Source organism: Virgibacillus doumboii, from assembly GCF_902806455.1.
Classification (GTDB): Bacteria; Bacillota; Bacilli; order Bacillales; family Amphibacillaceae; genus Lentibacillus; species Lentibacillus doumboii.
The window spans coordinates 1,837,253-1,862,206 of record NZ_CADCWQ010000001.1 but is presented as its reverse complement, the minus strand read 5'-3'; the positions used below and the strand labels follow the sequence as shown (position 1 = coordinate 1,862,206).

27 protein-coding genes are annotated in these 24,954 nt (G+C 37.8%); 21 read left to right on the top strand and 6 right to left on the bottom strand.

Annotation, left to right across the window (positions count from 1 at the left end):
• Window positions 1-16 precede the first annotated feature (16 nt).
• Window positions 17-640: a transcriptional repressor LexA gene (gene lexA / locus G6R02_RS09085; RefSeq protein ID WP_164668905.1), complete on the bottom strand. Its 624-nt coding sequence runs from the start codon at window positions 638-640 to the stop codon at window positions 17-19.
• A gap of 279 nt (window positions 641-919) precedes the next feature.
• On the opposite strand from lexA, the gene G6R02_RS09080 reads away from it, so the two are divergent.
• The 9 genes from G6R02_RS09080 to G6R02_RS09040 all read left to right on the top strand — a co-directional run bounded on the left by G6R02_RS09080 (window position 920) and on the right by G6R02_RS09040 (window position 7,179).
• Complete coding sequence (locus G6R02_RS09080) at window positions 920-1,579, top strand: YneB family resolvase-like protein (protein WP_164668904.1); 660 nt, start codon at window positions 920-922, stop codon at window positions 1,577-1,579.
• Window positions 1,580-1,640: 61 nt separating this feature from the next.
• Window positions 1,641-1,874: a DUF896 domain-containing protein gene (locus G6R02_RS09075; RefSeq protein WP_164668903.1), complete on the top strand. Its 234-nt coding sequence runs from the start codon at window positions 1,641-1,643 to the stop codon at window positions 1,872-1,874.
• Between the two features lie 86 nt (window positions 1,875-1,960).
• A complete protein-coding gene (gene tkt, locus G6R02_RS09070; RefSeq protein WP_164668901.1) occupies window positions 1,961-3,964 on the top strand; it encodes a transketolase in 2,004 nt (667 codons plus the stop codon).
• Between the two features lie 148 nt (window positions 3,965-4,112).
• On the top strand, window positions 4,113-4,571 hold the full coding sequence (gene sirA, locus G6R02_RS09065) for a sporulation inhibitor of replication protein SirA (RefSeq protein ID WP_164668899.1): 459 nt from the start codon (window positions 4,113-4,115) through the stop codon (window positions 4,569-4,571).
• Between the two features lie 44 nt (window positions 4,572-4,615).
• Window positions 4,616-4,837, top strand: a complete 222-nt coding sequence (locus G6R02_RS09060) for a YneF family protein (RefSeq protein ID WP_164668897.1) — start codon at window positions 4,616-4,618, stop codon at window positions 4,835-4,837.
• 204 nt (window positions 4,838-5,041) lie between these two features.
• Window positions 5,042-5,746, top strand: a complete 705-nt coding sequence (locus tag G6R02_RS09055) for a cytochrome c biogenesis CcdA family protein (RefSeq protein ID WP_164668896.1) — start codon at window positions 5,042-5,044, stop codon at window positions 5,744-5,746.
• Between the two features lie 96 nt (window positions 5,747-5,842).
• Window positions 5,843-6,268, top strand: a complete 426-nt coding sequence (locus G6R02_RS09050) for a Na(+)/H(+) antiporter subunit B (protein ID WP_164668895.1) — start codon at window positions 5,843-5,845, stop codon at window positions 6,266-6,268.
• Between the two features lie 22 nt (window positions 6,269-6,290).
• Entirely contained in the window at window positions 6,291-6,668 is a 378-nt protein-coding gene (locus tag G6R02_RS09045) for a response regulator (protein ID WP_164668893.1), read from the top strand.
• Window positions 6,669-6,699: 31 nt separating this feature from the next.
• A complete protein-coding gene (locus tag G6R02_RS09040) occupies window positions 6,700-7,179 on the top strand; it encodes a CcdC family protein (protein WP_164668892.1) in 480 nt (159 codons plus the stop codon).
• A gap of 142 nt (window positions 7,180-7,321) precedes the next feature.
• Here the strand turns inward: G6R02_RS09040 and G6R02_RS09035 are convergent, their stop codons facing one another.
• Entirely contained in the window at window positions 7,322-7,798 is a 477-nt protein-coding gene (locus G6R02_RS09035; protein WP_164668891.1) for a DUF2621 family protein, read from the bottom strand.
• A 256-nt stretch (window positions 7,799-8,054) separates the two neighbouring features.
• On the opposite strand from G6R02_RS09035, the gene G6R02_RS09030 reads away from it, so the two are divergent.
• The 7 genes from G6R02_RS09030 (at window position 8,055) to G6R02_RS09000 (ending at window position 14,425) form a co-directional block, all read left to right on the top strand.
• Window positions 8,055-9,188, top strand: coding sequence for an ATP-binding protein (locus G6R02_RS09030; protein WP_246202536.1), 1,134 nt, complete (start codon window positions 8,055-8,057; stop codon window positions 9,186-9,188).
• Between the two features lie 209 nt (window positions 9,189-9,397).
• Complete coding sequence (gene acnA / locus G6R02_RS09025; protein WP_164668889.1) at window positions 9,398-12,094, top strand: aconitate hydratase AcnA; 2,697 nt, start codon at window positions 9,398-9,400, stop codon at window positions 12,092-12,094.
• A gap of 138 nt (window positions 12,095-12,232) precedes the next feature.
• Window positions 12,233-12,820, top strand: a complete 588-nt coding sequence (locus tag G6R02_RS09020) for a redoxin domain-containing protein (protein WP_164668887.1) — start codon at window positions 12,233-12,235, stop codon at window positions 12,818-12,820.
• 52 nt (window positions 12,821-12,872) lie between these two features.
• Window positions 12,873-13,022, top strand: coding sequence for an FbpB family small basic protein (locus G6R02_RS20240; RefSeq protein WP_164670357.1), 150 nt, complete (start codon window positions 12,873-12,875; stop codon window positions 13,020-13,022).
• Window positions 13,023-13,150: 128 nt separating this feature from the next.
• Window positions 13,151-13,381, top strand: a complete 231-nt coding sequence (gene tlp / locus G6R02_RS09010) for a small acid-soluble spore protein Tlp (RefSeq protein ID WP_164668886.1) — start codon at window positions 13,151-13,153, stop codon at window positions 13,379-13,381.
• A 319-nt stretch (window positions 13,382-13,700) separates the two neighbouring features.
• Entirely contained in the window at window positions 13,701-14,126 is a 426-nt protein-coding gene (locus G6R02_RS09005; protein ID WP_164668885.1) for an acyl-CoA thioesterase, read from the top strand.
• Window positions 14,126-14,425 (top strand): hypothetical protein, encoded by a 300-nt coding sequence (locus tag G6R02_RS09000; protein WP_164668884.1) that lies wholly within the window; start codon window positions 14,126-14,128, stop codon window positions 14,423-14,425. Before G6R02_RS09005 ends, G6R02_RS09000 begins: the two co-directional genes overlap by 1 nt.
• A gap of 30 nt (window positions 14,426-14,455) precedes the next feature.
• On the opposite strand, the gene G6R02_RS08995 is transcribed toward G6R02_RS09000, so the two are convergent.
• From G6R02_RS08995 to plsY, 4 genes are all read right to left on the bottom strand, one after another.
• The gene (locus G6R02_RS08995; protein ID WP_164668883.1) at window positions 14,456-14,740 is read right to left on the bottom strand and encodes a HesB/YadR/YfhF family protein; all 285 of its coding nucleotides are present in this window, start codon (window positions 14,738-14,740) and stop codon (window positions 14,456-14,458) included.
• A 5-nt stretch (window positions 14,741-14,745) separates the two neighbouring features.
• Window positions 14,746-14,997: a membrane protein insertion efficiency factor YidD gene (gene yidD / locus G6R02_RS08990; protein ID WP_164668882.1), complete on the bottom strand. Its 252-nt coding sequence runs from the start codon at window positions 14,995-14,997 to the stop codon at window positions 14,746-14,748.
• Window positions 14,998-15,013: 16 nt separating this feature from the next.
• Window positions 15,014-15,946, bottom strand: coding sequence for a GTP cyclohydrolase FolE2 (folE2, locus tag G6R02_RS08985; protein ID WP_164668881.1), 933 nt, complete (start codon window positions 15,944-15,946; stop codon window positions 15,014-15,016).
• A gap of 81 nt (window positions 15,947-16,027) precedes the next feature.
• Window positions 16,028-16,609 (bottom strand): glycerol-3-phosphate 1-O-acyltransferase PlsY, encoded by a 582-nt coding sequence (gene plsY, locus G6R02_RS08980; RefSeq protein WP_164668880.1) that lies wholly within the window; start codon window positions 16,607-16,609, stop codon window positions 16,028-16,030.
• Window positions 16,610-16,794: 185 nt separating this feature from the next.
• On the opposite strand from plsY, the gene G6R02_RS08975 reads away from it, so the two are divergent.
• The 5 genes from G6R02_RS08975 (at window position 16,795) to parC (ending at window position 24,487) form a co-directional block, all read left to right on the top strand.
• Window positions 16,795-17,859, top strand: coding sequence for an ABC transporter ATP-binding protein (locus tag G6R02_RS08975; protein WP_164668879.1), 1,065 nt, complete (start codon window positions 16,795-16,797; stop codon window positions 17,857-17,859).
• The gene (locus G6R02_RS08970) at window positions 17,859-19,385 is read left to right on the top strand and encodes an ABC transporter permease/substrate-binding protein (RefSeq protein WP_164668878.1); all 1,527 of its coding nucleotides are present in this window, start codon (window positions 17,859-17,861) and stop codon (window positions 19,383-19,385) included. Before G6R02_RS08975 ends, G6R02_RS08970 begins: the two co-directional genes overlap by 1 nt.
• Window positions 19,386-19,399: 14 nt before the next feature.
• Window positions 19,400-19,816 (top strand): CoA-binding protein, encoded by a 417-nt coding sequence (locus tag G6R02_RS08965; protein ID WP_164668877.1) that lies wholly within the window; start codon window positions 19,400-19,402, stop codon window positions 19,814-19,816.
• A 205-nt stretch (window positions 19,817-20,021) separates the two neighbouring features.
• Complete coding sequence (parE, locus tag G6R02_RS08960) at window positions 20,022-21,974, top strand: DNA topoisomerase IV subunit B (protein ID WP_164668876.1); 1,953 nt, start codon at window positions 20,022-20,024, stop codon at window positions 21,972-21,974.
• A gap of 62 nt (window positions 21,975-22,036) precedes the next feature.
• On the top strand, window positions 22,037-24,487 hold the full coding sequence (parC, locus tag G6R02_RS08955) for a DNA topoisomerase IV subunit A (RefSeq protein ID WP_164668875.1): 2,451 nt from the start codon (window positions 22,037-22,039) through the stop codon (window positions 24,485-24,487).
• Window positions 24,488-24,954: the final 467 nt, after the last annotated feature.

Genomic DNA, 24,954 nt, shown 5'->3' with positions numbered 1-24,954 from the left:
ACGAAAGCCTTGTTTTTTATTGAATCGTACGATATAAACCAGTGACTTTTCCAAGAATCGTTACATTTTTATAAATAAGCGGATCCATTGTTGCATTTTCAGGCTGCAGGCGAATATGGTCCTTTTCTTTGAAAAAACGTTTTACCGTTGCTTCATCTTCATCTGTCATGGCTACAACAATATCTCCATTTTGTGCAGTATTTTGCTGTTTGACAATTACCATGTCCCCATCAAGTATACCAGCCTCTATCATACTTTCACCTTCAATAATCAACACAAAAAGATTATCATCGGGTCCCGCAGTTGAATTTGGTAATGGAACAAACTCTTCAATATTTTCAACGGCAGTTATTGGAATACCAGCTGTAACTTTACCAATAACAGGTGCATAGCGAGCTTCTTCTCTAGGAATATGACTCTCTTCCGATTGATCCAAAACCTCTATTGCCCTCGGTTTAGTAGGATCCCTTCGAATGAATCCTTTGCTTTCCAATCTTGCCAAATGACCGTGTACAGTTGAACTGGAGGCAAGGCCAACTGCTTCTGCAATTTCTCTCACAGATGGTGGATAGCCTTTTTTATTTACTTCTCCTTTAATATATTCGAGTATTGCTTCCTGCCTTTTAGAAAGTTTATTCATCTATCAAACACCTCGCGCATAGGATTTATTAATGATAGTTTACCATTTGCCACAGCAAAAAGCAAACATTCGTTCGAAAAACTATTGACAAGACCATATGTTCGTATATAATAGTAGACAGATGCGAACAAAAGTTCTTATTTAATATGAAAGGGCTGATTTACATGTTTGAAAAAATTACGAAAACAGATGTATTCTATTTAGTTGCATTTGCATTTGCATTAGGGTTTTTATATTTTTCAATGGTAACCAGCGCATAACATATAAGGAGCGTAAAATGTGAGAGCAATTATTTATTGTCGGGTAAGTACAGATAAGAAAACCCAGGAGACATCGCTGAAAAGACAGAAAGAAGAGTTAACCATTCTTGCAAACCGACAAAACATAACAGTTGTCGAATGTATTGAGGAACAGATGAGTGGCTATGAAATTGATCGGGACGGTATATTCCGAATGCTTGATTATTTTTCTGAAAAGAAAGCCGACTGTCTGCTGATTCAGGATGAAACCAGATTGGGACGTGGAAACACGAGGATTGCTCTGTTCCATCAGTTACAAAAATTAAATGTAACTATATATACAGGTTTGCAGGATGGAGAACTGGAGATATCTGAGTCAGACTCAATGGTGCTGCAAATAGTTGGAATTGTGGAAGAGTATCAGCGTAAAATCCACAATATGAAAATTAAACGGGGTATGAAGAAAGCTGTGGAAGATGGTTTCAATCCAGGTAAAAACTTATCGAATCAGCATCATGCACCCGGAAGAGAGCGAAAGTCATTTCCCGTAGAAGAAGTTGTCCGGTTAAGGAATAATAACATGACATTCGAGGAAATTGCAGCTGCACTGAATGGATTGGGGTATCCTGTTTCAAAAGCAACAGTACACCGTCGATATCAGGAATTTCAAACACTTGAATCTCCTGTACGGGAAGAGTAATATTAGAAGGCAAGAACATTGAATTTGTTCTTGCTTTTATTTGTTCTTAGGAGGTTTTCGTATGATATCGAAGAAAAAATTGGAACGTATTAATGAACTGGCCCATAAATCCAAAAATGGGGGTTTAACAGATAAAGAAAAGGAAGAACAAAAAGAACTTAGACAAGAATACCTGAAAAATGTGAGAAAGTCATTTAAAAATCAATTTAAATCAATGACAGTAATGGATCGTGAAGGCAATGATGTTACACCTAAAAAAGTGAGAGAGTTGCAGGAAAGAAATAAAAAACATTAGACCAAAAGTTTCGGTTAATGCTTGTCCCAGTTGTTTATTCGGTATAGAATGAAAAAGGATATTCAAAATCGGAAAGGGGAATCGCTATGTCACAAAACATCGAACAATTATCCATCAATACAATACGAACATTAGCAATTGATGCAATTGAAAATGCAAACTCCGGTCACCCGGGCCTCCCAATGGGCGCTGCACCGATGGCGTATACATTATGGACAGATTTTATGAATCATAATCCAAAAAATTCAAAATGGTTTAATCGTGATCGATTTATTTTATCTGCTGGTCATGGTTCTATGCTTTTATATGGGTTATTACATTTATCTGGATATAATGTAACTATTGATGATCTTAAATCATTCCGTCAATGGGATTCAAAAACACCCGGGCATCCCGAAGTACATCACACAGATGGGGTGGAAGCCACAACAGGGCCACTGGGACAGGGACTTGCAATGGCAACAGGAATGGCAATGGCAGAAGCTCATCTGGCAGCCAAATATAATCAGGACGACATTTCGATCATTGATCATTACACGTATGCGTTAGTGAGTGATGGTGATTTAATGGAAGGAATTTCACATGAGACTGCCTCTCTTGCCGGGCACCTGGGACTTGGAAAGTTAATTGCTTTATATGACTCTAATGATATTTCTTTGGATGGTGATCTGGATCGGGCATTTTCTGATGAAACCGAAGAGCGCTTTAAAGCATATGGATGGCAGGTCATCCGTGTTGAAGACGGCAATGATTTAAAAGCAGTTCGGAACGCAATTAATGAAGCAAGAGATAACAAGGAACAGCCTGCACTTATTGAGGTTAAAACGGTTATTGGTTATGGTTCACCAAATAAATCTGCTTCAGCAGCGTCACATGGCGCTCCACTTGGTGAGGATGAAGTGAAACTAACTAAAGAGTATTATAAGTGGACCCACGATGATTTTCATATACCTGAGGAAGTATATGCTGATTTTAACGAAAAAATTGGTAAAGATGGTGCAGATGCCGAGGATAACTGGAACCAGCTTTTTGATTCCTATAAAGAAAAATACCCTCAACTTGCCGAAGAGCTGGAATTGGCAATGAATGGCGAACTTCCTAAAGACTGGGATGAAAAACTCCCAGTTTATGAGGCGGGAAAAGATTCAAGTGCAACCCGTGCATCCTCAGGTGAGGTGCTTAATGCAATAGCAAAATCAGTTCCATACTTCTTTGGTGGAAGCGCCGATCTGGCAGGTTCGAATAAGACGACTATTAAAGATGAGGAAGACTTTTCTTTTAATAATTATGCTGGCCGAAATATCTGGTTTGGTGTTCGCGAATTTGCAATGGCAGCAGCGCTGAATGGTATGGGGTTACATGGCGGACTGAAACCATATGCCGGGACATTCTTTGTATTTAGTGATTACCTTCGTCCGGCAATGCGCCTTTCAGCAATTATGAATAATCCAGTAACCTATGTGTTTACCCATGATTCCATTGCAGTTGGCGAAGACGGTCCAACTCATGAACCAATTGAACAACTGGCTTCATTACGGGCAATGCCTGGATTATCACTTATCCGTCCGGCCGATGGCAATGAAGTTCAGGCTGCATGGCGGCTTGCGCTCGAATCCAAAAACAAACCGACTGCACTTGTACTGACTCGCCAGGGCTTACCTACCCTGGAAGGTACCGCAGAACTTGCATATGAAGGTGTAAAAAAAGGCGCTTATGTAATCAGTAAGGCCGAAAAAGAAACACCAGATGTTCTGTTATTGGCAACCGGGTCAGAAGTACAGCTGGCAGTAAAAGCAAAAGATGCATTAAAAGAAAAAGGAATCGATGCATCTATAGTAAGTATGCCATCATGGGATCGCTTCAATGAACAAAGTGACGCATACAAAAATGAAGTTCTCCCGGAAAATGTAAAAAAACGACTTGCAATCGAAATGGCATCACCATTCGGTTGGGAGAGATATGTCGGAGATCAAGGTTCCATAATGGGAATTGATACATTTGGAGCGTCTGCAAAAGGCGATAAGATTATCGAAGAGTATGGATTTACTGTTGAAAATGTAGTCAAGCATGTAGAATCCCTTCTAAGCTAATAATTTCAATTATCTTGATGGCCCTTTATTTTCAGGGGCCATCTATCATTTTAAATAAGTCGACAAAACTAGTGCATATTTGCTACGCAGTGTGACAAACTTTTAAACTGAAGTGCGTATAATGAAAGGTAAAAGAGGAGGGATTTTGTTGAATCATTACTCTATTTACTGGATTAAAGAAGAATTTGCACATTATTTTTTTCATAAAAGTGACGTTTTGTATCGATTTATTAAAGATTACGAAAATGATAAAAGCAGAGAAGATCTGAAAAAACAGTTTGAATACATTACAATGAATTTTCAAAAGGATTCACTGATCGCTCATTTAAATGACAATTATTCGGAAACCACTAATTTAAAAGCTAAGGAAGATTGTCTGCAAATTTATAAAGATATGAAATATATTTCTTTACATATACATAATAAACATTTAAACTTTCACAGTGAAATGCTGCAGGATGCTGAAGATTTATTATTTCCTGCATTGCGGCAATTCCAGCCTTATTTATTTATTGTCGGAAATAATCTGCATAATTACGGTTGGATTTCCCCTGTTTCACCGGGAAAGAAGGACAGGAAAGAACAAGTATTGTATTCTTATCTTTGATTTACTATACTGTATAAGAGACAACATGAAGGAGGAAAGCTTGAATGGGCACGATTTGGGTTGTATTAATAGCTGTTGCAGCGTTAATTGCTGGTGTTGCCTTGGGATTTTTCATCGCCAGAAAATATATGATGAATTATTTAAAGAAAAACCCACCAATTAATGAACAAATGCTTCGTACGTTAATGATGCAAATGGGACAAAAACCATCCCAGAAGAAGATCAATCAAATGATGCGTGCAATGAATAATCAGCAAAGTAAATAAAACTGCACTTATTATAATCCTGTAAGTATATTGTACAGGCATTGCACAGGAACCCCTTGTTACAGCGGTAGGTTTAACAGGGGGATTTTTATTTTCCTCAAAACGTGATAACAGTCAGTTTTCGGAGGATTGTCAAATTCAATTGCTTTTGATTCGAGTAACTTCTGATAGAATAAACAGAGGACTCTTATTGGGAGGGTTATTATGTCGGAAATAAATGTATTTATTGCGTTTGGAGCGGGAATACTTTCTTTTATCTCACCGTGTGTTTTACCGTTATATCCGGCTTTTCTGTCGTATATAACAGGAATGAGTGTCAGCGATCTTAAAGATGATAACAAAATGCTTAACCGGAAAAGCATGCTGCATACACTTTTCTTTTTGCTGGGCTTTTCCCTTGTTTTTGTTATGCTTGGCTTCGGTTCTTCTTTTATTGCCGAATTCCTAAACGATAACCAGGATATTATCAGACAAATTGGTGCAATTTTAATTGTATTTTTCGGTCTGGTAATTGTTGGGGTATTTAATTTTGAATTCCTGATGAAGGACAGAAAAGTTACTTTCAAAAATCGTCCGGCAGGTTTTGCTGGTACATTTCTAATCGGGTTGGCATTTTCGTTGGGATGGACACCTTGTATGGGTCCTATTTTAGCAATTGTTATATCGCTTGCCGCAACAAATCCGGATATGGGTATGGTAATGATGATCAGCTATGTATTAGGATTTTCTATACCATTTTTCGTACTTTCCTTTTTTATCGGAAAACTGGGATGGATTAAACGCCATAGTGCTCGTATTGTAAAAATTGGTGGCTATCTTATGATATTTATGGGTATAGCATTATTTTTTGACTGGATGGCAGACCTTACTTCATTTTTAGCAGGCTTATTTGGCTTTACAGGTTTCTAATAAGTGGATTTTTTAATTATTTTGTATTACACTCTAATTAAAATAAATTTTTGAAAAATATAGTAGAGTTGATTATTAAAAGGGGCATCTCCGTAAATGTACAAACCGAATGATCTTATATTACGAACAACAACATCATTGATTGTTTTTATTCTGTTGGGCTTTTCCATATATTTGCTACTGGCAGGACACAATTCACCAGGCGGTGGATTTGTAGGTGGACTGATGACTTCTTCAGCAATTGTATTAATGTACATGTCATACGGAGCAGAGGCAGTTGAGAAAATATTGCCTGTAAATTATCGTTTGTTAGTACCTTTCGGGTTAATACTGGCCCTGGGTACAGGTATTGGTTCCTTTCTTTTTGGTGAACCTTTCCTATCCCATACATACGACTACTTTCACGTCCCCATTTTTGGTGAACTTGAACTTGCAACCGCAATGTTATTTGACATGGGAGTATATTTTACAGTTTTAGGGGTAACAATTACGATTATTTTGGCAATTGCAAATGATCGATAACTATTATTGGGGGAATAATAGAATGGCGAGAATACTTATTGTTGATGATGCGAATTTTATGCGGGTCACTTTAGGATCAATAGTAAAAAAAGAGAGACATGAAGTTATTGGAGAGGCGCAAAACGGTGAAGAGGCAATTAAACTTTACAAAGAAATGAAGCCGGATCTTGTCACGATGGACATCACTATGCCGATAATGAACGGGATTGATGCAATCAAGGAAATTATGAAGATTGATTCAGAGGCTAAAATAGTTGTTTGTTCCGCGATGGGACAGCAAAAAGTAGTAGTGGAAGCAATCGAGCTTGGGGCTAAAGATTTTGTTGTAAAACCGTTTGATGAAAACCGGGTACTGGAGACTATTAATCGTGTTTTACATGAATTTGAGCAAATAGGCTAGGGTAGTGGACAAACGGAAAGAGTGATTCATGATGTTTTGGATAATAGCAAGTACAATAGTTGCAGCTTTTATGGCTGTTACCATGATATTTGTACGCTTGAAGGCATCCAAGAAACCAGCTTCGGTTAAAAAGATAATATTGCCTCCGCTAATGATGAGTACTGGTGCGTTTATGTTCTTATTTCCCGTGTTTCGTGTGGATTGGCTACAGATATTGGAAGCTATTGCAGTCGGGATTATTTTTTCAGTTTTTCTGATTAAAACTTCCAAGTTTGAAATAAGAGATAACAACATATATTTAATTCCATCGAAGTCATTTGTATTAATTTTATTTGGATTATTATTTATCAGGATCATCATAAAGCTGGTTATTGGCTCAACGATTTCCTTTGGAGAGACAAGTGGTATGTTCTTTCTGCTGGCATTTGGCATGATTATCTCGTGGAGACTGGCAATGCTTTATAAGTTTAAAAAGCTTGAAAAAGAACTTGAATATTCTAAACCAACATGAAAGTGGATTTGAATACCTAAAATAAATTCGGGAATTCAGTTGTCCGTTCTGTGCAGTACCGAAACGAAACTATAAAATGGCAATTAACCCTATGGATAGGGATAATTGCCATTTTACTTTCGGTTTAGATTAATTTACCTGTCTATCCTTTATTGTAGCGGGATTTCCAGTTTTCTACATAGTTATTACGGGATAATTTAAATAAGTGTTCATAAGGCTTCACATCAATTTTTTTTTCTTTTAATTTTTTCCTTAAAAATTTATGGTCCCGCTTTGGCGTGGCTAAAATGTAACCTTCTATTAGTACATCTCTGGTAATTTTTTTCATATTTTTTTGCAGTGCAACTTCACCAATTTTACCAACAATTTTTTGCCTTGCTACATCTCTGAATAATTCAGGTACAGGGGCAACTAATTCCTCCAACAATATTTTTTCATTTTCGCTCCACATTTTTTTCGTTTTATCTACAAAATATTCTTCCCAGTCCATTACCGATTTTCCGTCGTCCTTTGGTAATTTTTTCAGAAATTTGCGGAACATAAAAAATCCGCCAATGCCCATCAGACCAAGAAGCAAAAATCCCCATAAAACGATTAAATAATCAACAATAACTGACATAATACCACCCAATTCTACATAAAAAGACATAATAAAATGATATTTTAGTAAAATATCCCACATCAAATATTTATTTTTATCACTATTTATAGTAACATTACTATTATCTGGATAATTGTTTTAATTGTACTTTAATTTAATACAATTATAATCGGATGTTTTAAATCATACAAGTATCATATTTTCGTTTTATTTGTCATATTAATTAGTGTATTAACCAGAATTTGTTGTTTTTATGGGATATGGAGGGAAAACGATGCTAAATAAATACGGTAAACAACATACAAATAATAATGAAACTAGGCAAAACCCAACAACCACTCCTAAGTCTCCGAACTTTTTTAACGATATTTCTGATTTACCCCCTTCAATTTTAAAATGGATAGATGAAAATATGAATGGTTTTATTACTGTCTGGGATAGAGATGGAAGTATCGTTTACATTTCCGAATCGATTGAACAATTGTTAGGGTATAAGAAAACGGACATGCTGGGAACCCAATGGTATGAAAAAATATCAGCTGACGATATTAAATATATTAAAAAACATTTTGACAACAATAAGTCTTCCACACAATTTTTTAATATTAATATTCAAAATGTTTACGGAAGAAATATTTGGACGGAAAATCTGGTAACTCAGTTATCAGACGAGACAGGAAATGTTTATTATATTGCGGTAACAAAAGATATCACCGATAAAAAGGAAGCAGAGGAAATGATGATCCGTTCAGAAAAAATGTCAGTGGCCGGACAGCTTGCTGCGGGTGTCGCACATGAAATCCGAAATCCATTAACCTCACTAAAAGGTTTTCTGCAGTTGCTCCAGGCAGGAGTAAATAGAAAAGAAGAATATTATAAAATAATGATTGATGAAATTGAAAAAATGGAATCCATCACCTCAGAACTGCTTTTCATCTCAAAACCCCTTACCGATAACAAGGAAATCGAAAAAGTACAGGAAATGATTGACGATGTTGTCACACTATTAAAATCACAGGCCAAAATGAAAAACATTGATCTTCTTTGGGAGAATACAGGTAATCTTACAGTTTATTGTGACCGGTCTCAAATAAAACAAGTATTGATCAATATCGTGAAAAATGCCATTGAAGCAATGGATAAACCAGGAACAATCAAAATATTTGTTTCAACTGACGGGAAACAAATTCTGACAGACGTTATTGATCAGGGTCCAGGTATACCTGAAGAAGTGATACATAAATTAGGTGAACCCTTTTTTACAACAAAAGAGAGTGGTACAGGTCTGGGGCTGATGATTACAAAGCAGATTCTTGAACAGCACGAAGGAAAACTTGAGATTCTGCAGAATGAGAATGAGGACAAGGGTAGTACATTCAGGATTATTTTGCCCAGGCATAATATATAAACTGATTTTGAAATTATAACCAATAGATTTCTTAAATTTTCATACATATAAGTTTTAGTTATCACTTTTAATAATTTATTTATATATAGTAAATGCCTTGAATCAATTGTTTTATAGAATATTTTCATATAAGATATATTAGTAGAGTAATAATTTTGTCAAAATTACCCTTGAGGTTGTGACAAAATGCAGAGAGAGGAGTATAACAGATGGGAATTGATGCAAAAAAGCAATTCGATTTGAATGGTAAAACGTATAATTACTATCAATTAAAAGCACTTGAAGATGCAGGACTTGGAAATGTATCCCGCTTGCCATTTTCCATTCGTGTTCTTTTGGAATCACTTGTCCGTCAAAAAGATGGTCATGTAATTAAAGATGAACACGTTGAAGGACTTTCAAAGTGGGGAACAAACGATGGGGAAGGTGTAGACGTCCCTTTTAAACCATCACGTGTTATTCTGCAGGACTTTACTGGTGTTCCGGCTGTAGTTGACCTAGCTTCATTACGTAAAGCAATGGTTGATATGGGGGGAGAACCGGATAAGATCAATCCTGAAGTACCTGTTGACTTAGTAATTGACCACTCGGTACAAGTAGATCAATACGGTACACCGAATGCTCTTAGAGCGAATATGGACCTTGAATTTGAACGTAATGGAGAGCGTTACGAATTTTTACACTGGGCTCAAAAAGCGTTTCAAAACTACCGTGCAGTTCCGCCTGCAACTGGTATTGTTCACCAGGTAAATCTGGAGTATATTGCAAATGTTGTACATGGGCTAGAAAATGAAGACGGAAGCTATGATGCATTTCCTGACACACTAGTTGGGACCGACTCACATACAACAATGATCAATGGCCTTGGTGTACTTGGCTGGGGAGTTGGCGGTATCGAAGCTGAAGCAGGAATGCTGGGACAACCATCTTATTTCCCTGCACCAGAAGTAATTGGTGTTAAATTTACTGGAAGCTTCCCACAAGGAACAACTGCTACAGACTTGGCACTAAAAGTTACACAAGTGCTTCGTGAACAGAACGTAGTAGGTAAATTTGTGGAATACTTCGGTCCTGGCTTGAAAGATATGCCACTGGCAGACCGTGCAACTATTTCCAACATGGCACCTGAGTATGGTGCAACGTGCGGTTTCTTCCCTGTTGATGAAGAATCATTAAATTATTTGCGCTTGACAGGACGAAGTGAAGAACAAATCGCTCTTGTTGAAAAATATTGTAAAGAAAATAGTCTTTGGTATTCATCAGACCAGGCAGACCCTGAGTATTCGGAGCTTGTGGAAATCAATCTTTCTGAACTGGAACCTAACCTTTCCGGTCCTAAACGCCCGCAGGATTTAATTGCACTGTCAAATATGAAAAAAGAGTTTAATAAAGCAGTTACAGCTCCTGCTGGAAATCAGGGCCTTGGCATGGATAAATCTGAATTTGATAAAGAAGCGATTGTTGAACATCCAAATGGTGAAAAATCGGTTATGAAAACTGGTGCGCTTGCTATCGCGGCAATCACATCATGTACAAATACATCCAACCCATACGTAATGCTGGGTGCTGGTTTAATTGCTAAAAAAGCAGTCGAAAAAGGGTTACAAGTACCGGAATACGTGAAAACATCACTTGCTCCAGGTTCAAAAGTTGTTACCCGTTATCTGGAAGACTCCGGTTTACAGGAATATTTGGATCGCCTGGGATTTAATCTGGTTGGTTATGGATGTACGACATGTATTGGTAACTCCGGACCATTACGCCCGGAAATTGAAGAAGCAATTTCAAAAAGTGATTTAACTGTTTCTTCCGTGTTATCAGGTAACCGAAACTTTGAAGGACGAATTCATCCACTGGTAAAAGCTAATTATCTTGCTTCACCGCCACTGGTAGTTGCATATGCACTGGCAGGAACAGTTGATGTTGATCTGACTGAGGATGCATTGGGAACTGATGCTGATGGTGAACCAATTTATCTGAACGATATTTGGCCTTCCATGGAGGAAATTAAAGATGCGGTTCAGAGCACAGTTAAACCTGAAATCTTCCGGAAAGAATATGAAAGTGTATTTGATTCCAATGAAAGATGGAATGAAATCAAGACAACAGACGAACCTTTATTTGAATGGAACAGTGAATCAACATACATTCAAAACCCTCCATTCTTTGAAGGGTTATCAAAAGAAGCGGGTACGGTGAAGCCATTAAACAAACTCCGTGCAATCGGAAAGTTTGGCGATTCAGTAACTACCGACCATATTTCACCGGCTGGGGCTATCGCAAAAGATATGCCGGCGGGACAGTATTTGCAGGATAAAGGTGTATCACCAAGAAACTTTAACTCCTATGGTTCACGCCGTGGTAACCACGAAGTAATGATGCGTGGTACATTTGCAAATATCCGTATCCGCAATCTGCTGGCACAAGGCAAAGAAGGCGGCTATACAACTTACTGGCCAACAGGAGAAGTTATGCCGTTCTACGATGCAGCTATGAAGTATCAGGAGAATGGAACCGGATTAATCGTTATTGGCGGAAAAGACTATGGAATGGGATCTTCCCGCGACTGGGCAGCTAAAGGTACAAATCTGCTTGGTATTAAAACTGTTATTGCAGAAAGCTTTGAACGTATCCACCGTTCAAACCTGGTAATGATGGGTGTACTGCCACTGCAATTTGAAAAAGATGAAAATGCCGATAAACTTGGCTTAACAGGAGAAGAAACTTTTAACGTGGAAGTTGATGAAAATGTAAAACCACATGACCTTGTGAAGGTTACTGCTGTTGCAGAAGACGGTAAAACAACTGAATTTAATGCAGTTGCACGTTTTGACAGTGATGTTGAAGTTGACTACTACCGTCACGGTGGAATTCTTCAAATGGTTCTGCGTAACAAACTTAAATAAGTTAATAAAAGAAGCCAATGCCCAGCGCATTGGCTTCTTAATTTGAACGATTTATGAATATTATACCCATTTGCTTTACATATATATATATTGAGAATAAGATACAATATATGAATGTATATGATAAGGGGATATAAAATGGTAAAGCAATTAATCGGAGTTGCAGTAATGGCTTTTTTGATTGTAGTGGCCATCATTGGGTTTATGGACGATAATACAAGTGAGACAAGCACCTCAAACACTGATTCAGGTAATGCTCAAGGTGCTGGGATTGTTGCCCCCGGACAATCGAGTATTGAAGTAGGTAAGATGGCTCCGGATTTTAAAGTTGAAACCCTTTCAGGTGATACGTTCCAGTTATCGGATTTACGTGGAAAGAAAGTAATTTTAAATTTTTGGGCATCCTGGTGCGGCCCTTGTAAAAAAGAAATGCCGGAAATGCAGAAATTCCATGAAAAGTACGGTGATAAAGTGGAAGTGATTGCAGTTAACCTTACCGATAGTGAAACAGGCGGCGGGGTGAAGAAAGTACGTAATTACATTGATAAATACGGGTATACATATCCTGTGCCGCTTGATAAAAAAGGAAAGGTAAAGGAATTGTATAACGTTGCCGGTGTTCCGTCCACTTATTTTATCGGGACAGACGGAAAAGTGCAACAACCTCCCAAGCTAGGGCCAATGACATACGAATATATGGTTGAAATGGCAAATAAATTAGATTAATTTTATTATAAATTTACTAAGAAATGGTAATACTATCTTCTAAAAGGAGTGAATTACTATTTCTTTAAAAAAACGGGTTTCCTTTGATGAACTGGTAAAGGAAAACAGAAGACAGATATTAGAGGATCGCAGCCGATTAGAAGAAATAGAGAATGGTCTTGAAACGAAACACGAGCTTTTAAATAAAAAGAAAGCAAAATAAAAATAGCCTTGTCCAGTGCTGAATCAAATGGACAAGGCTATTTTTTTAGGTATAATATCAGGTTAACGGCAAAAAATACGTTTGGATGCACCGTGAGTGGTGGAAAATTTTTAAAAAGGAGATGCAAAATGAACGATAAATACAAACCAAAACCTGATGATCGCAGTGATAATGTTGAAAAACTTCAAGGCATGGTCCAGGATACAATTGAGAATATTGAAGATGCTCATGAAACAATGAAGTTTTCATCCGGTGAAGAAAAACAGAATATAAAAGAAAAGAATAAGCGCCGAGAACGAGCAATTGAAGGCATGCGACAGGAAATAAGTGATGAATACAACCATAATCAGCATAATTAGTAGAAATAAAAACCTCAGACCATTACTGAATGGTTTGAGGTTTTGTTACTTACCCTACTTTCACGCCAATAAAGTAAGTATAAACTGTTAAATGTTGTATACATGAATAGATTTAAATAGTTATCTTGACAACCTTAATAAAAATAAAAGCTGTTTTCGATTTTATATTCAAAATATATAAACCACGACTAAATCCGATCGCATTAGTCAGTTCATGTCACGCTGCGAAGTTGAATTACTTATAAGCAAAGTATCTTATTTAAATCAATTAACTGTGATAAAATGTTTTATGTAATGATAGGATAGGGAGGATTTATGGTTGAATAAGATACAAACACCAATTGAAGTAAGATATCAGGAAACAGATCAAATGGGAGTTGTTTATCATGCCAATTATCTGGTTTGGTTTGAAATCGGACGAACCAAGTACATAGAAAACTTAGGATTTAACTATACTGAAATGGAAAAGCATAATGTCGTTTCACCTGTGGTGGATGCACAAATATCGTTTAAAAGACCGATCCGCTATGGGGAACAAGTCACAGTTGAGACATGGATTGAAAAATATGATGGAATCCGAACGTTGTATGCCTATAACATTCTTAATAATGACGGTAAAATTGCTGTTAGTGGTACAACGCAGCATGTTATTGTTAAGAAGGACAGTTTCCGTCCATTGTCATTGAAAAAAAGATTTCCGGATTGGCATCAGGCATATTCGGAACAACTTAATGGTGATTCATAATGGCATTTGGAATTAATAGAAGGGAACTTATTTCCTGGAAGAATGAAGTTGAAAAAGGTAATATTGCATTTTTAACTCATTATTGGCTGGATGATCGGTTTCCGGGCTGTTATACAGTCACAAAAGTAGGATGCAATGACCTCGAAAAGCTGATCGAATGGGGAAAAGGGTATGGCCTTAAGTCCAACTGGATTGACAGGAATGAAAGCTTTCCTCATTATGATCTTTTCGGTGATACACAAAAAGAAATATTAAAATATGAACAAAAATGGGATCATATAGCGAAATTTGATTTATAAAAGAGAGGCATTTAAAAATGCCCCTCTTTTTCATGAGTAAATAAATTCCGGTTCATCAGTCTGTTCATCCAGTTGAATCTTTAAATTCTTATCATCAAAATACCATGCATCCTTACTGTCAATGAAAAAAGTAATTCCTTCAGATTCGCATGATGCATATATGTCGACTGGTTTATCCAGCCTTACTCCGAGTGAGAAACCGGGGATAATTCCCCCAAAACCATAACGTACAAAGAATTGTACTTGTGCGGATTGCTCTATTTCGAATTCACTTTTGTACCACTTTGCTGCATTTTCAGTCACGCTTAAGTTCAAAACAGTCAACTCCTTGATGTGCTGGTATTTTTACGCTTATCACTTTTTTCAGGTACTAAATCCACACCACCTGGATGGAAAGGATGACATTTACTTATTCGCTTAATGGTTAAATAGGTTCCTTTAAACGCACCAAATCGTTTGTACGCTTCAAGACCATATTGTGAACAGGTAGGAAAAAACCTGCATGTGCGTGGTTTAAACGGACTGATAACCCTTTGGTAGAATTTAATAAATCCTATAAAAAAATATTTCATGAACCTTATCCTTTAATTAAGATTGGTCTTGTGTTTTATCATATGTTACTGAAGCTATCGCATCATGCATATGGATAGATTCCTCATTACGGCATTGAACATTAAATTTTGTAACAAAAGGCATTTCATATAAATCTGCAGCGACTAAACGAACTATATCTTCAACAAATCGGGGATTTTCATATGCCTGTTCGGTAACCATTTTTTCATCAGGACGTTTTAAAACCGGGTGAAGTCTGGCACTGGCATTACTTTCGGCAGCTTCAAGCAGCATTTCCTTCCAATCTGTCGTATCCTCATCAAAATCTTCCGCTAAAGAAACACGCATTGTCACTTGTCCGCGCTGATTATGTGCGCTGTACTCACTTATTTCTTTAGAACAAGGGCATAGTGTTGTTATAAGTGCAGCGAGTGAAGTATTTATGGAAAAACCTGAATCGGAATCATAGGATACGTTTACTGTAATATCCGCATGGTTCATTCCGGAAAGCTCTGATTGAGGACCTTTCCTTTCGAAAAACCATGGGAAACTCACTTCAATTTCAGCATCTTTTTGGTCTAACCTTTCTGCTAAATCTTTCGTAAAGGTTTTTAGCGTTTTAAAATCAATGGTAAACCCTTGCTGATGATATTTTTGAAGCTGTTCAGTAAAACGGCTCATATTTGTTCCTTTGCTTTCTTTTGCGATACTTGATGAAAATTTAAATGTACCGATACTCGTTTGGACAGTTGGATTTAAATTACTGGTCACTGTAATCGGGTGTTTCACATTGGAAATTCCGACTGAATCCAGATCAAACAGAAAGTCTTCTCTCGTGTTTTGAAGATCGGCCATTTTACTTTTTTCACTTGGTTTTGTTTTTGGGCCTGGCTGTACTGAGCCAAATAATTTATGTCGTTGTGCTTTGTTTGGTAACTGCTTTTTAGGTAAGGTCTTAGCTTTATCCATATCGATGACCCCTTTCTATTCTGTCTATTTCAAATTATACTGAAGACGTAAATTTTGTTCAATTTATTGGCTTATCAACAATTACATCCATTTTATTTTCGGTTCTGTTTTGTTTTTAATACGTTTAATGTTATCTGTATGCCGGTAGAAAACAAATATAGTCAAGGCAGACGTGACAAATATTAGTCCGACATCCTTAAATATAATTGAACAGATAACAGCAACGATACCGGTAATTATCGATGACAGTGAAACATATTTGGATATATACAAAGTCAGGATAAATGAGCCAATCATTATAGCAAATAAAATCGGATTAATCCCGAGTATAATCCCTCCTGATGTTGCAACTGCTTTTCCACCTTTAAACTTGGCAAATAATGGGTAGGTGTGGCCTAATACAGCAAACAGACCAATTACCAGCCGGTATACATCAGCATCGAAAAATAAAGGAATTACCGTTGCAGCTGTCCCTTTCAGGATATCCGCCAGTGTAACAAGAGCACCTGCTTTAATGCCTAAAACACGGAATGTATTTGTTCCACCTAAATTACCACTTCCATGTTCACGAATATCAATATTGTAACCGAGTTTCCCAACAATAAGTCCTGAGGGAATTGACCCTAAAATATATGCAATGATTGCAAAAACAATATACTCCACACAACTTCCTTCTTTCCATTAATAGTTAATCTGACTTATATTTTACCATGAAGTGATGATTCAAAGAACCTTTAATTAAAATATGGATAGTTATCAGGTTTAGCCCCAGGTTTCATGGGGTATTAAATAATGTTACTATTAACTATAAGAGCAGCCTATTTTATAAAATGAAAAGGAAGAATTATATGATTGAATTCAGTAACGTAAAAAAAGTATATCCTGATGGTACAGAGGCTCTTAAGAATTTTTCATTAACAGTAAATAAAGGTGAACTGGTCACGTTAATCGGTCCGAGCGGGTGTGGCAAGACAACCACAATGAAGATGGTAAATCGGTTAATTGAACCTACAGCAGGAAGTATTTACATAGATGGCAAAAATATCACTGACTATAATATACATGAATTACGGTGGAATATTGGATATGTGCTGCAGGAAATTGCCTTATTTCCTCATATGACAATCGAGGAAAATATTGCTGTAGTTCCGGAAATGAAAAAGTGGAGGCGGGATAAAATCAGGGAAAGAAGCATTGAATTGCTGGATATGGTTGGACTCGACCCATCTAAATTTAAAGGTCGGATGCCTGACGAACTGTCTGGTGGGGAACAGCAGCGGATTGGGGTAATACGTGCATTGGTTGCCGATCCGGACATTATTTTAATGGACGAGCCATTTAGTGCCCTTGATCCAATAAGTCGTGAATACTTACAGAATGATATTAGAAAACTGCAGAAGGAGATCAGAAAGACGATTATTTTTGTTACACATGATATGGATGAAGCAATGGCAATCGGTGATAAAGTCTGTCTTATGAGAGAAGGGGAAATTGTACAAGTTGACACGCCTCAGCGGCTTATTTTGAATCCAAAATCGCAGTTTGTAAAAGACTTCATTGGTGAAAGAAAGTCTCCATGGCAAACTGCAGTTGATGTTATAGCAGATCAGACCGGTTCTCAGGTCATAACGAAAAGTGATGTCGAACAAAACAAATTCCCTGGCCGTGGCATGTTTGTTATTCGGGATGAAAATAATAAACTTTTAGGAGCCGTGGAAGATGGGCAAGAACGGCAAGTACAGCATTTGGAAAATGATATGCCACTTTATAAGGCAGAAGAAATATTACAAGCGAGTAACCAAACGGTGTTCCCTGTCCTAAAATCAGGTGAACTGGTTGGTACACTTACCTACAAAAATATTGTTTCGTTTTTAAAAAGTAAATCCAGGCTGGAAAACGGGGTGATTCAGTAATGCAGGAATTTATTTCTGTTTTCCAGAAAAGACAGGATATGCTGTTGGAGACAATTTGGGAGCATCTGCAAGTCTCATTGATATCCTTAATAATAGCGATTATTATTGCAGTCCCGCTTGGTTTGTTACTTACAAGGTATAAACGAATTGCAGAACCGGTTATCGGCTTATCGGCTATTATGCAGACGATACCAAGTTTAGCGGTTTTGGCATTTTTAATTCCCTTTTTCGGCATTGGAATAAGACCAGCAATAATAGCACTGACATTATATGGTTTGCTGCCTATCCTTCGTAATACATATACTGGAATTAAGGAAGTAAATCCCGCTTTAAAAGAAGCAGCAACCGGTATGGGAATGAACTCATTAAAGCGTTTGACCAAAGTAGAGTTACCAATTGCTATGCCGGTAATTATGGCGGGAGTCCGAACATCGATGGTATTAATTGTCGGAACAACGACGATTGCAGCATTAATTGGTGCAGGGGGGCTTGGTGAATTAATCCTGCTTGGAATTGACCGTGGTGCCGACTTGAATCTGATTCTTCTTGGCGCCATCCCTGCTGCATTATTAGCCATTGCTCTGGATTTTATATTGCGAGGCTTTGAACGGTTTTCAAAGCGGGCAGGATTTAAATCGTTCATTGCAATGTTAATCATCGCAATACTTATCGTGGGATCACCTTTAGTATTTACCTCTGAACAAAGAGCTGATTTGACTATTGGAGGTAAACTTGGTTCAGAGCCTGCAATATTAATTAATATGTATAAATTGCTTATTGAAGAAGAAACTGACTTAAACGTAGAACTTAAACCAGGTCTGGGTAAAACTGCTTTTGTATTCAGTGCATTAAAAAATGGCAGTATCGATATTTATCCTGAATTTACCGGTACAGCAATTGTAACCCATTTGGAACAGGAAGCAGAGAGCAACAAGAAACAAGGAGTGTATAAGCAGGCCAAAAAAGGCATGAAAGAAAAATACGGGATGATAATGTTAAAGCCTATGCAGTTTAATAACACGTATGCAGTTGCCACAACAAAAGAACTTGCTGAAAAGCATAACTTGCAAACGATCGGTGATTTAAACAAGCTGGAGGATGATATTACTGCCGGATTTACTTTGGAGTTCAAAGATCGATATGATGGGTATGTAGGAATGCAGGATGTGTATAATCTGGATATTGCCAACGTTAAAACAATGGAACCGGGAATTCGCCAGGAAGCATTAGCTAATGGCAATGTAGACATAATTGATGCGTATGCAACAGACAGTTATATGATTGAATTGAATCTGGTAACGCTTGATGATCCGGAAAACCTGTTTCCTCCGTATCAAGGTGCTCCTTTATTAAGAGAAGATACACTTGAAAAGTATCCTGAGCTGAAGGAAATATTAAATCAGCTTGGGGGTAAGATAACGGATGATCAAATGCGGCAGATGAATTATCAGGTTGATTATGAAGACCAATCACCTGAATTGGTTGCCAAGGAATATTTAGTGGATCAAGGTTTACTTGAGAAGTAAGGGAGGTAATAACAATGTCATGGGAAAACCCATCAAACGAAACAATAAAAGAAATTTTAGAATCTGCAAAAACTGTGGCTGTCGTAGGTCTATCTGATAAGCCTGATAGAACTTCTTATCAAATATCAAAAATCATGCAGGAACAGGGATATAAAATTATTCCTGTTAACCCAACGATTGATGAAGTTCTTGGTGAAAAAGCTTATAAATCGCTGACAGATATAGATGAGGAAATCGATATTATTAATGTGTTCCGGAGGCCAGAGTTTTTGCCGGATATTGCAAAAGAAGCTGCACAAACCGATTGTCGGGTATTCTGGGCTCAACAAGGTATCATCAGTCAGGAAGCTTATGATTATTTGAAAAACCGGGACTTCACAGTAATAATGGATATGTGTATAAAAGTAGCACATTCTATTCTTGTGAAATAGTAACATGGTATGAATGGCCTTTACTGGTCATTCTTTTTTTGAGCTCTGAACAAATTGTAGTATACTAATTAACGTGTTTTACGTTAATATAGTTCTTAACAGCCTTTGAAAACACTACAGGATATTTACATCTGCAAACATTTGTTCTAATATTAAAATAATACCAATTTGAAATTTACGTAGTATGAGAGGAGTCTGCAGCTGAATGGTAAAACAGTCGATGAACTATACAGATGATTCAATTCAAGTACTCGAAGGTCTGGAAGCTGTCAGAAAAAGACCAGGAATGTATATAGGCAGCACCGATCAACGGGGATTGCACCATTTGGTTTTTGAAATTGTAGATAATGCAGTTGATGAAGCTTTGGCAGGATATGGTGATGTGATTAAGGTTACCGTACATAAAGATAACAGCATTTCAGTGGAAGACAACGGAAGAGGAATACCAACCGGAATGCACAGCACCGGCAAGCCAACAACGGAAGTTATTTTCACTGTTCTCCACGCTGGAGGGAAATTTGGCCAGGGTGGATACAAAACGAGTGGCGGCCTGCACGGCGTTGGTGCTTCAGTAGTGAATGCATTATCAGAATGGCTTGAAGTAACTATTTTTCGTGAAGGGAATAAGTATTTCCAGCGTTTTGAAAATGGTGGAATGCCAGCAGGTTCCATTCAAAAGCTTGGAAAGACGAATAAAAAAGGATCAATCATTCACTTTAAGCCGGACACAACCATTTTTTCAACGGTCGTTTATAACTTTGAAACCTTATCTGAACGACTGCGTGAAGCAGCCTTTTTGTTAAAAGGATTAAAAGTTGAACTAATCGATGAACGGGATCAGATAAAGGAAGAATACCAGTTCCCGGATGGGCTGGAGTCGTTTGTCACATACATTAACGAAGAAAAGGATACATTGCATCAGGTTGTTTCATTTGAAGGGGAGCAGCAGGGTATTGAGGTTGACTTCGCATTCCAATTTAATGACGGATTTGTTGAAAGTATGCTTTCTTTTGTTAATCATGTACGTACAAAAGATGGAGGAACACATGAATCCGGGGCGCGGACCGGAATAACACGAACGTTTAACGATTATGCCAGAAAAAACAACCTTCTTAAAGAAAAGGACAAAAATCTCGAAGGCACAGATATCCGTGAAGGACTAACTGCAATCGTTTCCGTACGTATTCCGGAAGAAATGCTTCAATTCGAAGGTCAGACCAAAGGCAAGCTGGGAACTTCCGAGGCACGCTCTGTTGTTGATGCGGTTGTCTCTGAGAAACTGTCCTATTTCCTTGAAGAAAATCCCGATGCTGCAGGAATGTTAATTAAAAAAGCAATAAAAGCAAAAGAGGCCCGTGAAGCTGCCAGAAAAGCCAGGGAAGATGCGAGAACAGGCAAAAAGAAAAAACGTAAAGATACGTTGTTAAGCGGGAAACTTACTCCTGCTCAGTCAAAAAACGCAAAAAAGAATGAGTTGTATTTGGTAGAGGGTGACTCTGCGGGTGGATCTGCCAAGCAGGGACGTGATCGGAAATTTCAAGCCGTACTGCCATTACGCGGAAAAGTTATTAATACGGAAAAAGCAAAATTGGAAGATGTTTTTAAGAACGAAGAAATTTCAACAATTATCCATACAATTGGTGCTGGCGTCGGCGGAGACTTTGATTTAGAGGATGTGCAATACGATAAGATTGTTATCATGACTGACGCTGACACAGACGGGGCACACATTCAAGTTCTGCTCTTGACTTTCTTTTACCGGTATATGCGTCCACTTGTCGAAGCTGGAAAAGTGTATATAGCGCTACCTCCTTTATACAAAATTTCAAAAGGTAAAGGTAAGAAAGAAAAGGTAGTCTATGCTTGGGATGATGATGAAATGAAGAAGGCAATTAAGGAATTTAAAAATGGTTATATCATTCAGCGGTATAAAGGTCTTGGTGAAATGAATGCAGATCAGCTATGGGAAACGACCATGAATCCGGAATCAAGGACTTTAATCCGTGTAACTATTGAAGATTTAGCGCGGGCTGAACGACGGGTTACCACTTTAATGGGCGACAAGGTTGAACCGAGAAGGAAATGGATCGAGGGCCACGTTGAATTCGGCATGACAGAAGACGCCAGTATTTTGGAAAACGATAAGATACACTCTTAATTCTAGAGCCAATACTAAAGAGATATGTAAACTGAACAGCAAAATAAATTGGGGGGATTGGTTTGTCACAACCTGAGAATTATTTAGACCTTCCACTGGAAGAAGTAATTGGTGACAGGTTTGGAAGATACAGTAAATATATTATTCAAGACCGTGCTTTACCAGATGCCCGTGATGGGTTGAAACCGGTACAGCGCAGAATCTTGTATGCAATGAACGAAGAAAAGAATACACATGATAAAAACTTTCGTAAGTCAGCTAAAACAGTCGGTACAGTAATCGGGAATTACCATCCACATGGAGACTCTTCCGTTTATGAAGCCATGGTTCGATTAAGTCAGGATTGGAAAGTTCGAAACGGACTTATAGAGATGCACGGAAATAACGGAAGCATTGATGGTGATCCACCTGCAGCAATGCGTTATACAGAAGCGAGACTTTCTAAAATTGCTTCAGAACTACTTCGAGACATCGGTAAGGAAACAGTTGATTTTATCCCAAACTTTGATGACACAATTTCTGAGCCGGTAGTACTGCCGGCAAAATTTCCAAACTTGCTGGTAAATGGTTCCACCGGTATTTCCGCTGGTTATGCAACAGATATACCACCACATAACTTATCCGAAGTTATTGATGCAGTGATTAAGAAGATTGACAAACCGGATGTTACAGTGGACGAGTTAATGAAAGTAATGAAAGGTCCGGACTTTCCAACCGGCGGTATTATCCAGGGTGTGGATGGAATCAAAAAAGCCTATGAAACCGGACGGGGAAAGATTGTTGTACGTGGTAAAGCATCAATAGAAGATGTACGCGGTAACCGGCAGCAAATTGTAATTGACGAGATTCCATATGAGGTTAACAAAGCAAATATGGTTAAAAAAATGGATGAATTAAGGATTGACCGTAAAGTGGAGGGTATTGCCGAAGTACGTGACGAAACCGATCGAACAGGTCTTCGCGTTGTTGTTGAATTAAAGAAAGAGGCAAACGCTAAAGGTGTTTTAAACTATTTATATAAAAATACCGATTTACAGGTTACATATAATTTCAACATGGTTGCCATTCAGGATAAAACACCTAAACTGTTGTCACTGCCACAAATGCTTGATGCTTATATTGCACATCAAAAAGAGGTTGTTACAAGACAAACTGTATTTGATTTAAAAAAAGCAAATGACCGGGCACACATCGTTGAAGGTTTAATAAAAGCAATCTCGATTTTGGACGAACTTATTGCAACAATCCGGGCTTCAAAAGATAAATCGGACGCCAAAAAGCGAATTATAGAGAAATATAAATTTACCGAAGCACAGGCTGAAGCAATTGTCACACTGCAATTATATCGTTTAACCAATACTGACGTAACATCGTTGGAGAAAGAAGCAGAAGAATTACGTAAATCGATTGAAAAATTAGAGGCGATACTGGGAAGTGAGAAAAAACTTTTTCAAACGATAAAAAATGATTTGAAGCAGATTAAGAAATCATTTGCTGATCGTCGTAAAACTGTCATTGAAGATCAAATTGAAGAATTGACGTTTAATATAGAAGTGACTGTTGCAAGTGAAGATGTTCTTGTGTCCATAACCAGGGACGGATATGTTAAACGAACGAGCCTTCGTTCGTACAGTGCCTCAAATGGCAAAGAATTCGCCATGAAGGATGAGGACCATCTTGTTGGTTTGCTGGAGATAAATACAACAGATAAACTAATGTTATTCACAAATAAGGGAAAGTATATATTCATTCCTGTCCACGAATTACCTGATATCAGGTGGAAAGATCTTGGACAGCACATTTCCAATATGGTGACACTTGATAAGGATGAACGTATAGTCCAATGTGTTCCTGTTCGGGAATTCAGTGATCAGAATTACCTGATTTTCTTTACTAAAAACGGAATGGTTAAGCGAAGTGAACTTTCATTATATAATGCACAGCGTTACTCCAAAGCACTTATTGCACTGAATTTAAAAGGTGACGATGAAGTTGTTAATGTTTTTCAGACGAATGGACATTCAGATGTGTTTGTCGCTACCAATAAAGGTTATGGTTTATGGTACCATGAATCGGAAGTCTCGGTAGTAGGCCAGCGGGCAGCAGGTGTGAAAGCAATCAACTTAAAAGAAGATGACTATGTTATAAATGGTCAGGTATTTGATGATTTGTCAGAGCCTTCACTTGTGGTTGTAACACAACGTGGTGCCTGTAAACGGATGAAATTACGAGAGTTTGAGAAATCCGGCCGGGCTAAACGAGGATTAATCATGCTTCGTGAATTAAAAAACAAACCACATCGAGTGAAAGGATTCTTTGTGATTAATGATCATGAAACGATATGTTTTGAAACAAGCAAAGGGCAAATGGAGGACTTGTATCCACTGGAGCTATCTGTGAGTGACCGTTACAGTAATGGTTCATTTGTGATAGACAGTGACAATCAGGGAGAAGTGACTGAAGTGTGGAAAAATGCTGTATACGAAAAGCCTTTTGACGAAATAGCTGAATAAATCACTAATTGGTCAGTTTCTTCCAGGAAACTGACCATAAGCTTTTTAACGGAATATTGATATAAATTGCGAACTAAGTTTTATAAGTTTCACTTTTTGAGGCTTTCATGCCCCGCAACTGGAATATACTCACTTTCCCATTCTTTTTCGTCGAGACAGAGTTCCTTTCGATGATTTCTAGCCTAAATAGGTCTCTCTTTCATCGAGACAGCGCTCCTCTCAATGGTTTCTAGCTTAAATCGTTTTTCTTTTCATCAAGACAGCGTTCCTCTCAATGGTTACCATCCTAAATAGGTTTCCTTTTCATCGAGACAGCTTGACTCTCGATTATTTCTAGTCTAAATCGGCACCAATTTTGTTAAGACAGCCCTCACGATGATTACAAGCCTGGCTTCTGTATGAATCTGTGAAATCACTTGCAACACGAAGAGCACCAAAGTGTATTTCCACAGCGGTGTTATAGCACT